The organism is Frigidibacter sp. MR17.24, from assembly GCF_037095655.1.
Lineage (GTDB): Bacteria > Pseudomonadota > Alphaproteobacteria > Rhodobacterales > Rhodobacteraceae > Frigidibacter.
Map to the genome: position 1 here is coordinate 561,955 of NZ_JBAWKE010000001.1, position 14,948 is coordinate 576,902.

General features: G+C 71.3%; 12 protein-coding genes. 5 read left to right on the plus strand and 7 right to left on the minus strand.

Annotated features, from left to right (window positions below; translation table 11 throughout):
* Nucleotides 1-291: 291 nt before the first annotated feature.
* Nucleotides 292-996 (plus strand): SDR family NAD(P)-dependent oxidoreductase, encoded by a 705-nt coding sequence (locus V8J39_RS02645; protein ID WP_336459315.1) that lies wholly within the window; start codon nt 292-294, stop codon nt 994-996.
* Between the two features lie 231 nt (nt 997-1,227).
* On the opposite strand, the gene acnA is transcribed toward V8J39_RS02645, so the two are convergent.
* A complete protein-coding gene (gene acnA, locus V8J39_RS02650; protein ID WP_336459316.1) occupies nt 1,228-3,984 on the minus strand; it encodes an aconitate hydratase AcnA in 2,757 nt (918 codons plus the stop codon).
* Between the two features lie 544 nt (nt 3,985-4,528).
* On the opposite strand from acnA, the gene V8J39_RS02655 reads away from it, so the two are divergent.
* On the plus strand, nt 4,529-5,536 hold the full coding sequence (locus V8J39_RS02655; RefSeq protein WP_336459317.1) for a DUF1223 domain-containing protein: 1,008 nt from the start codon (nt 4,529-4,531) through the stop codon (nt 5,534-5,536).
* An 82-nt stretch (nt 5,537-5,618) separates the two neighbouring features.
* On the plus strand, nt 5,619-6,167 hold the full coding sequence (locus tag V8J39_RS02660; RefSeq protein WP_336459318.1) for a DUF1003 domain-containing protein: 549 nt from the start codon (nt 5,619-5,621) through the stop codon (nt 6,165-6,167).
* 44 nt (nt 6,168-6,211) lie between these two features.
* Here the strand turns inward: V8J39_RS02660 and V8J39_RS02665 are convergent, their stop codons facing one another.
* From V8J39_RS02665 to purB, 5 genes are all read right to left on the minus strand, one after another.
* Nucleotides 6,212-7,141, minus strand: a complete 930-nt coding sequence (locus V8J39_RS02665) for a lysophospholipid acyltransferase family protein (protein WP_336459319.1) — start codon at nt 7,139-7,141, stop codon at nt 6,212-6,214.
* A 103-nt stretch (nt 7,142-7,244) separates the two neighbouring features.
* Complete coding sequence (locus tag V8J39_RS02670) at nt 7,245-8,186, minus strand: DMT family transporter (RefSeq protein ID WP_336459320.1); 942 nt, start codon at nt 8,184-8,186, stop codon at nt 7,245-7,247.
* 1,434 nt (nt 8,187-9,620) lie between these two features.
* Entirely contained in the window at nt 9,621-10,697 is a 1,077-nt protein-coding gene (locus V8J39_RS02675; RefSeq protein WP_442902540.1) for a flagellar motor switch protein FliG, read from the minus strand.
* A 225-nt stretch (nt 10,698-10,922) separates the two neighbouring features.
* Entirely contained in the window at nt 10,923-11,087 is a 165-nt protein-coding gene (locus tag V8J39_RS02680; protein WP_336459322.1) for an adenylosuccinate lyase, read from the minus strand.
* Nucleotides 11,088-11,228: 141 nt separating this feature from the next.
* Nucleotides 11,229-12,536 carry an adenylosuccinate lyase gene (gene purB, locus V8J39_RS02685; RefSeq protein WP_336459323.1) on the minus strand — a complete coding sequence of 436 codons (1,308 nt, stop codon included), beginning with the start codon at nt 12,534-12,536 and terminating at the stop codon, nt 11,229-11,231.
* Between the two features lie 140 nt (nt 12,537-12,676).
* On the opposite strand from purB, the gene V8J39_RS02690 reads away from it, so the two are divergent.
* Both V8J39_RS02690 and V8J39_RS02695 read left to right on the plus strand, forming a co-directional pair.
* Nucleotides 12,677-12,934, plus strand: a complete 258-nt coding sequence (locus tag V8J39_RS02690; RefSeq protein ID WP_336459324.1) for a type II toxin-antitoxin system Phd/YefM family antitoxin — start codon at nt 12,677-12,679, stop codon at nt 12,932-12,934.
* Complete coding sequence (locus V8J39_RS02695; protein WP_336459325.1) at nt 12,915-13,181, plus strand: Txe/YoeB family addiction module toxin; 267 nt, start codon at nt 12,915-12,917, stop codon at nt 13,179-13,181. Before V8J39_RS02690 ends, V8J39_RS02695 begins: the two co-directional genes overlap by 20 nt.
* 23 nt (nt 13,182-13,204) lie before the next feature.
* Here V8J39_RS02695 and trpE read toward each other — a convergent pair whose 3' ends face one another.
* A complete protein-coding gene (trpE, locus tag V8J39_RS02700; RefSeq protein ID WP_336459326.1) occupies nt 13,205-14,716 on the minus strand; it encodes an anthranilate synthase component I in 1,512 nt (503 codons plus the stop codon).
* Nucleotides 14,717-14,948 lie beyond the last annotated feature (232 nt).

The window sequence follows — 14,948 nt, forward strand, 5'->3', positions numbered from 1 at the left end:
GCCGGGCCGCCGCGGGGCCCGCGGGCGGGGAGGTGGCGCGGCAGCGGCGGGCGGTGGCGGAGGGCCATGGCGGAGGCCCGGTGGCGGGGGGCGGTGGCGAGAGGCGGCCGCGGGCAGGGCGGCCGCGGCGCTTGCGCGCGCGGGGCGGGACATGCCATGCAGCGCCAGAGGGGGCCGGAGGGGGCGCTCCGGGGAGGGCGCCGGGACCCGCGGCCGGCCGCGCGGCGCAGTCGCACTCTCCCCGGGATCTCCGCCGCGCAGCCCCGCACCCGATACCGAAAGGCCCGATCCATGCCCGCCAGCGACCCGACCGCAGACCCCGCGCCCGCCCGCCTCGCCCTTGTCACCGGCGCCTCGCGCGGGCTTGGCGCCGCGATGGCCGAGGCGCTTGGCGCGCGCGGCTGGCACGTGGTGGCCGTGGCGCGCACCACCGGCGCGCTCGAGGAGCTCGACGACCGGATCCGCGCCGCCGGCGGCGCGGCGACGCTCGCGCCGATGGACGTGACCGAGGCCGAGGCGATGACCCATCTCGCGGCCTCGATCGCGGCGCGCTGGGGCGGGCTGGGGCTGTGGGTGCATGCCGCGGTGCATGCCGCGCCGCTGACCCCGGCGGGCCATGTCGACGGCAAGGACCTCGCCAAGGGCGTCGCCGTCAACATCACCGCGACGCAGCACCTGATCTCGGTGCTCGAGCCGGTGCTGCGCGCGGGTGGCGCTGTGGCCGGTCCTGTCGGCGGCGGCACCGCGATCGGCTTCGAGGACCCGGTGGTCGGCAGCCGCTTCTCGGGCGGCTACGGCGCGACCAAGGCCGGGCAGCAGGCGCTGTGGCGGGCCTGGGCGCAGGAATGCGAGAAGATCGGCCCGCGGGTCCTGACCGCGACGCCCGCGCCGATGCCGACCGCGATCCGCGCCCGCTTCCATCCCGGCGAGGACCGCGCCGCGCTGACCCCCTGCCGCGACGAGGCGGAGCGGATCCTGGCAGGCTTCGGACTGTAGGACGCCCCGGGGCGGCGGCCGGCACCCGCCCTCCCGGCCTCCGGCCCATCGCGTCGCCGCCCGGCCGATCGCGTGGGTCCCGGCAGGGGCAGGCGCGGCCCTGGCTTGACCCACATCCGGCGCACCTCTGGCCCGGCTCCGGGGCCGCTCCGGGACAAGACGATGCGAAAAGGGCCCGGGGATCGCTCCCCGGGCCCTGTTTTCTGCCGGCAGGCCTTGCCGCGCGGGCGATCAGGCCTTGGCGAGGTTGCGCAGCACGTAGTGCAGCACGCCGCCGTTCTCGAGGTATTCGATCTCGACCGCGGTATCGATGCGGCTCTTGATCTCGATCTTCTTCTCGGTGCCGTCGGCGTATTTGATCGTGCAGGGCACGGTCGAGAGCGGCTTGATGTCGCCCTCGAGCCCTTCGATCGTCACTTCCTCGTCGCCCTTCAGGTTCAGGTCCTTGCGGGACATGCCGCCGGTGAACTCGAACGGGATCACGCCCATGCCGATCAGGTTCGAGCGGTGGATCCGCTCGAAGCTTTCCGCGATCACGGCCTTGACGCCCAGAAGGTTGGTGCCCTTGGCCGCCCAGTCACGCGACGAGCCGGCGCCGTATTCGATGCCGCCGAAGACCACGAGCGGCTTGCCCTCGGCCTGGTAGGCCATCGAGGCGTCGAAGATCGAGGTCTGCTGACCGTCGGGGCCCTTGGTGTAGCCGCCTTCCACGCCGTCCAGCATCTCGTTCTTGATGCGGATGTTGGCGAACGTGCCGCGCATCATGATCTCGTGGTTGCCGCGGCGCGAACCGTAGGAGTTGAAATCCTTCGGCTGCACCTGGCGCTCGGTCAGGTACTTGCCGGCCGGGGTGGTCGGCTTGAACGAGCCCGCGGGGCTGATGTGGTCGGTGGTGATCATGTCGCCGAGGATCGCGAGGATCTTCGCGCCGACGACGTTGGTGATCTTGCCCTTCTCCTTGGACATGCCCCGGAAGTACGGCGGGTTCTGGATGTAGGTCGACGAGGCCGGCCAGTCGTAGGTCTCGCTGTCGGTGGTCTCGACCGCCTGCCACTTCTCGTCGCCCTTGAAGACGTCGGCGTATTTCGACTGGAACGCCTCGCGGGTCACGGTCTTCTCGACCAGGTCCGCGACTTCCTTCGAGGTCGGCCAGATGTCCTTGAGGTAGACGTCCTTGCCTTCCGGGGTCTGGCCGATCGGGTCCTTGGTCAGGTCGATGTTCATGTCGCCGGCGATGGCATAGGCCACCACGAGCGGCGGCGAGGCCAGGTAGTTGGCGCGCACGTCGGGCGAGATGCGGCCTTCGAAGTTGCGGTTGCCCGACAGCACGGCGGTGGCGACGAGGTCGTTGTCGTTGATCGCCTTCGAGATCGCCGGATCACCCAGCGGGCCCGAGTTGCCGATGCAGGTGGTGCAGCCGAAGCCCACGAGGTTGAAGCCCACGGCGTCGAGGTCTTCCTGCAGGTTGGCGGCCTCGAGGTATTCGGCCACGACCTGCGACCCGGGCGCGAGCGAGGTCTTCACCCAGGGCTTGCGGGTCAGGCCGAGCGCGCGGGCCTTGCGGGCCACGAGACCGGCACCGATCATCACGTAGGGGTTCGAGGTGTTGGTGCACGACGTGATCGCCGCGATCACGACCGAGCCGTCACGGATCGTGTAGTCCTTGCCCTCGACCGGGGCGGTCTTGCGCGCGTCGACCGGGGTCGCGACCACGCCGCCACCCTCACCGGTCATCGCCTGCGCGCCTTCGCCCGCATCGACGCCGCGGTAGTCGGCCACGACCTTGTAGAAGCCCTGGGCCGAGTTGGTCAGCGCGACATAGTCCTGCGGACGCTTCGGACCCGAGATCGCCGGGACGATCTCGCCCATGTCGAGATGCAGGGTCGAGGTGTAGACCGGCGCGTAATCCGCGTCGCGCCACATGCCGTTTTCCTTGGCATAGGCTTCGACCAGCGCGATGCGGTCCTTGTCGCGGCCGGTGTTTTCCAGATAGCGCAGGGTTTCGCCGTCGATCGGGAAGAAGCCGCAGGTCGCGCCGTATTCGGGGGCCATGTTGGCGATCGTCGCGCGGTCGGCGAGCGGCAGGTGATCAAGGCCTTCGCCGTAGAATTCGACGAACTTGTTGACCACGCCGTGCTTGCGCAGCATCTGCACGACCTTCAGCACGAGGTCGGTGGCGGTGGTGCCCTCGACCATCTTGCCGGTCAGCTTGAAGCCGACGACTTCCGGGATCAGCATCGAGATCGGCTGGCCCAGCATCGCGGCCTCGGCCTCGATCCCGCCGACGCCCCAGCCCAGCACCGCGAGGCCGTTGACCATGGTGGTGTGGCTGTCGGTGCCGACGAGCGTGTCCGGATAGGCGACCTCTTCACCGTTCTGGTCGGTGTCGGTCCAGACGGTCTGCGCGAGGTATTCCAGGTTCACCTGGTGGCAGATGCCGGTGCCGGGCGGCACGACGCGGAAGTTGTTGAACGCGCCCTGGCCCCATTTCAGGAACTGGTAGCGCTCGATGTTGCGCTCGTACTCCAGATCGACGTTCTTCTGGAAGGCGCGCGGGTTGCCGAACTCGTCGATCATGACCGAGTGGTCGATCACGAGGTCGACGGGGTTCAGCGGGTTGATCTTCTGGGCGTCGCCACCCAGCGCCTTGATGCCGTCGCGCATCGCGGCCAGGTCGACCACGGCCGGAACGCCGGTGAAGTCCTGCATCAGCACGCGGGCCGGGCGATAGGCGATCTCGCGCGGGTTCTTCCCGCCCTTCTCGGCCCATTCGGCGAAGGCCTTGATGTCGTCGACGGACACGGTGAAGCCACCGTCTTCGAAGCGCAGCATGTTCTCCAGCACGACCTTCAGCGAGGCCGGGAGCTTGGCGAAGCTGCCCAGGCCCGCGGCCTCGGCGGCGGGGATCGAGTAATAGGCGACGGTCTTGCCGCCCGCCGAAAGCGTGCGGCGGGTCTTGGCAGTATCTTGTCCGGTGACGACGGTCATGGCGGCTCCCTTCACGAAAGAACGGGGGTGAGGCTGCACGAGACATGCCGCATCGCCGCGCGGCAATCAAGAGGTTCGGCGGGATTTTGTATGCCGTTGTATGCTGAATTGTGCCGATGGACGCGCCACCGCCGATGGCCGCAGCCGGTTGCCGCCGCCGAACGGTCCCTTGTTGACAGGCGCCGTGTCGGTGGCCCGGTGCAAGCGGGGGAGTGGGGCGCCCCTGCGCCCGCCGCACTGCGGCGCAGGGGCGCCGGCCCGCGTGCACGGCCAAGCCCGGACCGCGGGTGCCGGGACACGAAAACCGGGGCACGGAACGCGGAACACGAAACCCGCGCGCGGTGATCGCGCCGGCGGCGCAGCACGCGGGGCGGCGGTGGCGCGCGGCTGCGGGGCGTGGCACGCCTGCCGCGGCGGGCGGGAAAGCCGCGGGGCAGGGGCGCGGGGGCTGGACAGGGGGCGCGGACCCTCGCAAAACCTTGATTGGCCTTGCCCGGAGCCTGCCGGTAGCAAGGTCTGGACTGTGGGAACCGGAAGACCAGACATGCGCCGTGCGATCCGTGCCCGAGGCAGGACGTCCAACCTGACGGATCGCGCCCTGCGTCCGCGGATCGTCCGCCGGATGCGGCAGCTGTCGGGCGCCTCGCTCGTGATCGCCGTGCTCTGCGGCACGCTGCCCGCGCAGGCCCAGACCCAGACACAGACACAGTCCCAAGATCAGGCCCAGTCGGACACCCAGTTCAGGGCCAGCCCCGACCCGTCCGGCACGGGCGACGACCTTGGCAGCCGGCTGCGGGCCGAGGGCGTCTATGGCGGCACGCCGCTGCCGGTACCGCCGGCCGGTCCGGGGCGCACGCTTCTCAGCCTCATGCCGCCCACCGCCGCGGCCGGGCGCGCCGAGGCCGCCCCGATCGTCGAGCGTCACCCGGTGGTGATCGAGCTTTACACCTCGCAGGGCTGTTCCTCCTGCCCGCCCGCCGACGCGCTGCTGGCGCAGATCGCCCAGCGCGACGACGTCATCGCGCTGGCGCTGCATGTCGACTACTGGGACTACATCGGCTGGAAGGACAAGTTCGCCTCGTCCGGCCACACCAAGCGCCAGAAGGCCTATGCCCGCGCCGCGGGTGAACACGCGATCTACACCCCGCAGATGATCATCGAGGGGCAGGACCAGCTGGTGGGCCTGCGCCCGATGCAGCTGACCGACCTTGTCGAGCGCCACGGCGCCCAGACCAGCCACATCCGGCTGACGCTGACGCGCGAGGACGGGCTGATCCACATCACCGCCGAGGCGCGCCCGCCGCTCGACCGCGCGGTGCAGGTGCAGCTGGTGCGCTATCGCCCGCAAGAGACGGTGCCGATCGAGTCGGGCGAGAATGCGGGCAAGGTGATCCGCTATTCCAACATCGTCACCGACTGGCAGCCGGTGGGCGACTGGTCGGGCAAGGAGCCGCTGGCGCTCGAGCTGCCGATGACCGGCTCCGACCCGGCGGTGGTTATCCTGCAGGAGGCCGGCCCCGGCCCGATCCTCGCGGCCGAGGTGCTGCGCTAGCCCTTCCGGCCGCCGGACCCGGCGCCTAGGATCGCGCCCGCGGGCCCCGCCGCCGGCCCGCCGCATCCTGCCGGAGCCCGCGATGAGCCACGACCCCCAGACCCCCGCCGATCCCGTGCCCGGTGCCGTGCCCACCCCGCGCCTGTCCCCGGTGCTGCAGGCGGTGCTGGGGCGCATCGCCCGGCACGGACATGTCGCGCGCGACACCAACGCCCGCTTCGACGCCGAGGCGACGCTGGGCCAGCGCGTCGCCGACCGCGTCGCGGCCTTCGGCGGCAGCTGGACCTTCATCCTGCTGTTTCTCGGGCTGCTGGCGGGCTGGACGGCGGGCAACTGGCTGCTGGGCCGGGCCGCGCCCGACCCGTACCCGTTCATCTTCCTCAACCTGCTGCTGTCGATGCTTGCCGCGCTGCAGGCCCCGGTGATCATGATGAGCCAGAACCGGCAGGCCGCGAAGGACCGGCTGGACGCGGCGCATGACTACGAGGTGAACCTGAAGGCCGAGATCGAGATCATGGCGCTGCACGAAAAGCTCGACCGGCTGCGCGAGCAGGACCTGAAGGCGATGCTGACCCGCCAGCAGGAGCAGATCGACCTGCTGACCCGCCTGATGGCCGAGCGCCGCCCCTGAGGCCCGCCTGAGGCCCGCCTGACCACACCCGTGAACGTGCGCGGTCAGCGCCGGGCGCCCACGATCGCGCGCCAGCCCTTCTTGCCACCCGGCCCCTTCCAGCGCCGGTGCACCCAGAACCACTGCTCGGGATGGGCGCGGACCTGCGCCTCGAGGCTGTCGTTCAGCGCCTGGGTCATCTCCTCGGGGGTCCCGGGCGCGATCGGCGCCTCGACGAGGATGCGGAAGGTCAGCCCGTCGGGCTGGCGGATGCCGTAGATCGGCACCAGCAGCGCGTCGTATTTCAGCGCCAGATCCGCGGCCGAGGTCGCCGTCATCGCGGTCTGTCCGAAAAAGCGCAGCGGCAGCCCGTGCATCATGTGCTGGTCGACGACGATCCCCAGCATTCCGCCCGTGCGCAGGAACCGCACCATCCCCGACAGCCCCTTGGCGCCGCGCGGGAACAGCGGCTCGCCCAGGGTCGAGATCGCGCGGATGTAATGCGCGTCGAACAGCGCGTTCTTCATGTGCTTGTAGAGGCCGCCGACCCGGAAGCCCTTGGCGATCAGCGCCGCGCGCGCGACGTCGTAATTGCCGAAATGCCCGGTGACCAGCACCACCGGGCGGCTCTCGGCCCGCGCGGCCTCGAGCGTGGCGGCGCCGGGCCCCTCGAGCGGGATCGGCCGCACCCGGTCGACGAATTCGCGCCCCGAATACAGCTCGGCCACCGTGCGCCCGATGTTGTCGGGCACCGCGACCAGCATCCGGCGCAGCTCGGCCTCGGGCAGGTCGGGCCAGACATGGGCAAGGTTCTCGCGGATCCGGCGCGGCCATCCCGCCAGCGGCGCCACCAGCCGCGCCGCCAGCCACCCGGTCAGCGGCACCCGCCAGCGATAGGGCAGCCGGCGCCCGATCCCCAGCAGCAGGCGCAGGCCCGCGTCGCTCACCCTGTCGGCGAGGCTCGGGGGCAGGGGCTCGGGGTTGGTCTCTGGCATCTGGGTCTTCGCGGCAGGTTGGGCGGCGGCTCGGGTGATCGGCAGTGGCGGTCGGCGGTGGTTATCGGCGGTGGCGGTCGGGCCGGGCGGCGGGCCCGGGCGGTCAGGGGTCGGGGCGCGGCGGCGGGGCCTTGGCCCCGGTCATCCCCGCGCGCCGGTCGGCACGGGTCTCGCGGTGCCAGACATAAAGTCCGGCCCCGGCGATCACAACCATTCCCACGAATGTCTGAACGTCAGGCAGCCGGTCCCAGAACAGCCAGCTCCAGACCGCGGCAAGGATCAGGCCGGTATAGCCGAAGGGGGCCAGCGCGCCGGCCTCGGCCATGGTGAAGGCGCGGATCAGGCACAGCTGTCCCGCCGCTCCCAGCAGCCCGACGATGACGAAGCCCGGCAGGTCGGCGGCCGCGACCGGCTGCCAGACCGCCGGCAGCAGCGCGGTCGAGGCGAGGGTTCCGAACAGCCCGGCATAGATCAACGAGGTCGGCACCGGGTCGCGGCTGCCCAGCCGCCGGGTCAGCACCGCGAAGCTCGCATAGCAGACCGCGGCCGCCAGCGGCATCAGCGCCGCCGGGGTGAAGACGCCGCTGCCGGGACGGATCACGATCAGCGCCCCGGTCAGCGCCAGCGCGATGCCCACGATCCGCCGCGGCCCCAGCCGCTCTCCCAGCACCAGCGCCGCGCCCAGCGTGATCAGCACCGGGTTCACGTCCATGATCGCCGTGGCCTCTGCCAGCCCGACGAAGGGCAGCGCGCCGAAGAACAGCGCCGTCGCGCCGAACTGGAACACCGAGCGTGCCGCCTGCAGCCCCGGCGCCCGCGTCCGCAGCACCTGCCCCAGCCGCGGCGCGAACAGCACCATCAGCAGCGCGGTCTGCACCGCGTAGCGCGCCCAGACCACCTGCAGGCTCGCGTAGCGCTCGCCCAGGTGCTTCGCCATCGCGTCCATCAGCGTGTAGAACACAAGCCCCAGCAGCATGGTCAGGATGCCCTGCGCCGTCGGGCTCAGGCTGCGGCTCAGGCTGCGGGAGAGGGAGAGGCTGGGCATGGTCACCTTGCAGGTCGGTCGACAGGGAACCGGCCGGACGCTATCCGCCTCTGCGACAGGGCACAATCCGCGCCGCCGCACGACGATGCGGCACGGCGGTGCGGCACTCTGCGCGCGCCCAGGTCGACCGAACGCCGCCCGCGCCGGCGCAGCGATCCCCCGCACGCCGCGCGACGTCACCGGCTTGGCGCGTCACCCCCCCGAATGACCGTGACGCCCGGTCGCACGGGGCCATCGGCGCCCTGAAACCCGGCTCGCAAGACCCCGACACCCGCGCGATCCGCGCAACCGGGTCCGGCTGCCCAATGGCCGGCGGCGACGGGTCATCGCTATCGGGACCCGACCACCCCACGCCGACCGCCCCCTGGCCGAGGCCCGGCACGCGAGCCGTCGCCGACACCGTCCGCGCACCACTACGACGCTCCGTTTCAACGGGTTCAGTGTCGCGCCGCCCCCTGCGCGCCGCCGCCCAACCAGCGCCGCAGCCGCGCCCGGCACAGGACGATGCCCCCAAGCCCCACGGCCCGCCGGTACGGTACCACGGCGATCACCCGGCTTCGGCGGCTCAGCGGAATCCGGGCACTCTCGCCCGACCGGCGTCACGGCGTCGCGACGTGCAGGGACAAAGCCGCCGACGCCCATGTCCCGGTGGCTCCGCGGAACAGCGATGACACGGCGCCGGCCCCGCTCGCCGTGATCAGGGCGCGATCGCTCGACCGACACCAGGACATGATCCGATCGAGGGACAAATCCGCCGATGCCGACCACCCGATGGCACGGCGCCACAGTGCCAAGACGCCAACGGCGCCGCTCGCCGTGTTCAGTCGCCATGGCCCGGATGGCATCGCGGTTCCGCGCGGTGGAGAGGCATATGCGCCGGATACCCGATGGCACGGCACCAGGGCGATGACCGGGTGACGGCATCGCTCGCTGCGGTCTGGTCGCCATCTGGCCCACGTCACGGCGGCAGGCGGAAAACGGTGCCCGAGTGTGAAAAGAACCTAGGGCGTGGTGGCGCGGATGGGGCGGCGGGGCCGGGACGGGGCTGACCGGGGCCGCGGTGCCCCGTCCCGAGCGCAGGGGGGCGGCGGCGGAGGGTAGTGTCGGGCCGGCGTCGCTGCGCAGCGAGCCTGCGCCCGGCGCCAAGGCTTGCTGCGCGGCATGGGACGGCACGCCCGGAGGCCCGGTCCGGGGCCACGGCAGAGGGTCGTCCCGCCCGGACAGCCACTTGGTGCCCGGGGTGCGGATGCCGCACTGCCGCATGCGGCGGTGCGATCAGCCGTGCCGCGGTGCAGAATTCCCCGCAAGCCACCCGTCGGTGCCGCACTGCGGCATCGACGGCGGGCGGACGCCGGGCGCCAGACCGGGCCGCCAGACGCGCCGCGACGGGTCGGCCACCGGCCGCCGGGAGGCGGCGGGCGGCGGGTCGGGGCGTCACTCCTCGTCGGCGGCGATCAGGAACAGCTCTCCCCGGCCCTCGAGCGTGCGAATCGCCGTCACCACGTCGCCCATCGCCGCCTCGACATCCTTGGCCTTCGGCTTGACCGCCTGCGCCTCGTCGCGGATCGACTGCGCCATGCGCTGCGACATGTTCGACAGCACGTAGTCCACCGCCTCGCGGTCGGCGCCCTGCGCGCCGGCGACGATCTGGATCAGCGCCGAGGGCTCGACCATCTTGACCACCTTCGGCACGTCGCGCCCCTCGATCCGGCGCGGGATGTTGGAGAAGGTGAAGATCGCCTTGCGCACCTCGTTGGCGAAATCGGCATCGGCCTCGTCCAGGCCGGCCAGCACGTCGTCGCGGGTCGCGGCCTTGGACTGGTTCAGGATCGCGCCCACCCGCTGCACCGGCCCCTGGTCGAAGGCCTTGGGCGGCTCGGCATCCAGCTGCGCGGCCAGCGACTTGCCGATGCTCAGCACCGTGTCGGGATCGACATTGCCGGTCAGCGACACCGCATAGGCGATCCGCCGCGCCCGGTCGCCCGGCAACCGCTCCAGCAGCTCGGCCGCCTTCGAGATCGACAGCTTCGACAGCAGCACCGCCCCGATCTCGATGCTTTCCTCGTTCAGCACCGGCAGCAGCCGGTCGGCCTCGAGCCCGGCGATCCGCTGCCAGGGGTCGCCCTTCTGGGTGGCGCCGGCGATGCGGCGCAGCCGGCTGGCCGTGGTCGAGGACAGCTGCCCCCCCAGCAGGTCTAGCGCCCCGGTCAGCCCGTCGGGGAACGACAGGCCGATCGATTCGATGCCGCCGATGAATTCGGCCACCACCTGGTCCAGCGTGTCGCGATCGACCGAGCGCATGGTGCCGATCTGCTCGGCCAGCACGGCCTGCAGGTCCTCGGGCAGGTCGGACAGCGGCAGCTCGGCCCCCTCCTGCACCATCAGCCGCACGATGATCGCCGCCTTCTCGCGACCCGAGAGCTGGCGCGTGCGGGCGGGGGCCGCCGGTCCGAAATCGTCATCGAAGCGCAAGGCTCCGCCCCTTGGGGCGTAAGGGGTCAGATCGGCCATCTTCCATTCCGGCTCCTGCTCCGGGCTGTGCCCGCGGGGGGGCGGCCGGCGGCAGGTGCCGGCCCCGTCGGACAGGGCCGGGAACCGGCCCGCCGCAAGGATGCCCCGGCGCGGGTTAAGGCAGGCTTGAGATCGCCGCGCCGGCGGCCGGCCTCCGGGGCGCGACGCCGCCCCCCGGCCCGTCCACCGCCAGCCGCGCGGCCCGCCGGCCCGCGGGCGGCCGGATCAGCTGGTGGTGGCGATGCAGCTGCGGGTGGCGGCGTCCCAGACCGTGCCCTCGGCACAGGTCATCGACACCGAGCGGTCGCAGTTCGGCGAGGCCAGCGCCAGCCCGGGGGCCAGCGACAGCAGGAGAAGGGCGGGAAGGGTCAGCGCGGCGCGGATCGTCATCGGGTCTCTCCTCGGGGTTGCGGGTGACGCAAGGGAAGCATCCCGGCCCGAGTCGGCCCAAATCACGCGGCCGTGACACACGAAGCGGCCCGCTCCCGGAAAGCGGGGACGGGCCGGGATCATCGCGCCGGTGGCCTCGGCTCAGGCGGCGCCGAACACGCGCCGGAAGATCGTGTCGACATGCTTGGTGTGATAGTCCATGTCGAACTTGGCGTTGATGCCATCCTCGCCCAGGGCCGCCACGACCTCCTTGTCGGCCAGCAGCAGCTGGCGGAAATCAAGCCGCTCTTCCCAGACCTTCAGCGCGTTGCGCTGGACCATGGAATAGGCGTCCTCGCGGCTGACGCCGGCCTGGGTCAGCGCCAGAAGCACGCGCTGCGACATCACCAGCCCGGGGAACTTGTTCATGTTGTCGAGCATGTTCTGCGGGAAGATCAGCATCTTCTCGACCACGCCCGCCAGCCGGTTCAGCGCGAAATCCAGCGTGATCGTCGCATCGGGCGCGATCCCGCGCTCGACCGAGGAATGCGAGATGTCGCGCTCGTGCCAGAGCGCCACGTTCTCCATCGCCGGGATCACCGTCATCCGCACGAGGCGGGCAAGGCCCGTCAGGTTCTCGGTCAGCACCGGGTTCTTCTTGTGCGGCATCGCCGAAGACCCCTTCTGGCCCATCGAGAAGAATTCGGCCCCCTCCAGCACCTCGGTGCGCTGCATGTGGCGGATCTCGATCGCGACATTCTCGATCGACGAGGCGATCACGCCCAGCACCGCGAAGAACATCGCGTGGCGGTCGCGCGGGATGACCTGGGTCGAGATCGGCTCGGGGCGCAGACCCAGCTTGGCGCAGACATGCTCCTCGACCGCCGGGTCGATGTTGGCGAAGGTGCCGACCGCGCCCGAGATCGCGCCGGTCGCGATCTCTTCGCGCGCGGCCTGCAGGCGGGCCTTGTTGCGGTCCATCTCGGCGTAGAAGCGCGCGAAGGTCAGGCCCATGGTGGTGGGCTCGGCATGGATGCCGTGGCTGCGGCCGACGCGCACGGTCATCTTGTGCTCGAAGGCGCGGGTCTTCAGCGCGGCCAGCACGCGGTCCATGTCGGCCAGCAGGATGTCGGCGGCGCGCACCAGCTGCACGTTCAGGCAGGTGTCGAGCACGTCGGACGAGGTCATGCCCTGGTGGACGAAGCGCGCCTCGTCCGACCCGACATGCTCGGCCAGGTGGGTGAGGAAGGCGATGACGTCATGCTTGGTGACGGCCTCGATCTCGTCGATGCGGTCGACGTCGAACTCGACGTCCTTCGCCTTCCAGACGGCGTCCGCATTCTCGCGCGGGATCACGCCCAGATCGGCCTGGGCGTCGCAGGCATGGGCCTCGATCTCGTACCAGATCTTGAACTTGGTCTCGGGCGACCAGATGGCGACCATCTCGGGGCGGGCATAGCGCGGGATCATCGGGGCCTCGGGCTTGATGTGCGAAGGATCGCGCGCCTCTTAGACCGCACGGGGGCAGGTCGCAAGCGCCGCGCGCCCCGGCCGTCTTGACTTGTACCGAATGATGTACACATGCTGTTCCAGCCGTGGAGGGCCGAGCGATGGACATCCTGACCTATACCGACGCCCGCAAGCAGCTGAAGGCGGTGATGGACCGGGCGATCCACGACCGCGAGGAAACCGTCGTCACCCGGTCCGGGCAAGAGGCGGTGGTGATCGTGGGCAAGGCGGAATGGGACGCGATCCAGACCACGCTGCACCTGCTGACCTCGCCTGCCAATGCCGCGCGCCTGCGCGCCGCGATCACCGAGCTTGAGGCCGGGCAGGGGTGCGCGGTGGATGCGGCTGATCTTCTCTGACACCGGCTGGGACGATTGCCAGCACTGGCGCGCGACCGATCCGAAGCTGTGCGAACGGCTGAGCGGGCTGATCCGCGAATGCCTGCGCACACCCTTCGCCGGCACCGGCAAGCCCGAGGCGCTGCGCGGCGACCTGTCGGGCTGGTGGTCGCGCCGGATCACGTCAGAGCATCGGCTGGTCTACCGGGTCAGCGGCACCGGCGCGGCACAGGCGCTGGAGATCGCCCAGTGCCGCTATCATTACTGAGCCGCTGCCACTACTGACCCGGCTCAGGAATTGCCGCGACCGCGCGCGAACAGGCCCGCATCCTCGGCCGCGCGCATCAGGGCGCGCGACTTGTTGACGGTCTCCTGCCATTCGGCTTCCGGGTCGCTGTCGAAGACGACGCCGCCGCCGGCCTGCACGTAAAGCTTGCCGTCCTTGACCACGGCCGTGCGCAGCGCGATGCACATGTCCATCTCGCCATTGGCCGCGAAATAGCCCGCGCCGCCGCCGTAGATGCCGCGCTTCTCGGGCTCCAGCTCGTCGATGATCTCCATCGCCCGCACCTTCGGCGCGCCCGAGACGGTGCCCGCCGGCAGCCCCGCGAGCAGCGCCGACAGCGCGTCCTCGCCCTCGGCGATCTCGCCCGTGACGTTCGAGACGATGTGCATCACGTGGCTGTAGCGCTCGATGATGAACTTCTCGGTCGGCTTGACGGTGCCGATCTTCGCCACCCGGCCGACGTCGTTGCGCCCGAGGTCCAGCAGCATCAGGTGCTCGGCCAGTTCCTTCTTGTCGGCCAGCAGCTCGGCCTCCAGCGCCAGATCCTGCTCGGGCGTGGCGCCGCGGGGCCGGGTGCCGGCGATCGGGCGGATCGTCACCTCGCCCTCGCGCAGCCGCACGAGGATCTCGGGGCTGGCGCCGACGATGTCGAAGCCGTCCATGTTGAAGTAGAACAGGAACGGCGAGGGGTTGGTGCGCCGCAGGCTGCGATACAGCGCGAAGGGTGGCAGCGGGAAGTCCATCGACCAGCGCTGCGAGGGCACCACCTGGAAGATGTCGCCCGCGCGGATGTAGTCCTTGGCCGTCTCGACCGCGGCCAGGTAGTCGGCCCGCGCGAAGTTCGACACCGGCTCGCCGACCGCCGAGGCCTCGCCCAGCGACCGCGTCTCGCCCGCCTGCCGGTCGAGGTCGCGCACCGCGTCCATCACCCGCTCGGCCGCCTGGGCATAAGCGGCGCGCGCCGACAGGCCCGACCCGGCCCAGGCCGGCGAGACCACGGTGACCTCGCCCTTCACGCCGTCCAGCACCGCCACGACCGAGGGGCGCAGCAGCATCGCGTCGGGCGCGCCGATCGGGTCGGGATTGATGTTGGGCAGGTGCTCGACCAGCCGGATCATGTCATAGCCCAGATAGCCGAACAGCCCCGAGGCGATCGGCGGCAGCCCCTCGGGCATCTCGATGCGGCTTTCGGCAAGCAGCGCGCGCAGCGAGGCGAGCGGGTCCGCCGCCTCGTCGACGAAGGCATCGGCATCGAACCGGGCCTGCCGGTTGATCCGCGCGGTGGTGCCGCGGCAGTCCCAGATCAGGTCGGGCTTCATGCCGATCACCGAATACCGCCCGCGCACCTCGCCGCCGGTGACGCTTTCCAGAAGGAAGCTCAGCGGGCCCGCGTCGCTGAGCTTGAGCATCAGCGAGACCGGCGTGTCGAGATCGGCCGCAAGCCGCGTCCAGACGAGCTGGTTCTTCCCCGCGTCGTAACCGGCCTCGAAATCGGCATAGCTGGGGGTAAGTGCCACTGGTCTCGTCCTTGGTCTGAAGCGCGGCAAGGCCGCCGGGGTCTGAATCGCGGCAGCGCCGCCGGGTCTGTGGCGCGGCAACGCCGCGGGGATCTCGGGGCGGCGGGGCCGCCATCATGGTCTGCGGCGGGCCGCCGGCGTCCGGCTTGCGGCAGGGCCGCCGGCGTCTTGTCAGCGGCGGGGCAGCCGCCGGTCTTGCCTGCGGCCCTGCGGCCGCAGTCTTGCCGCGCGG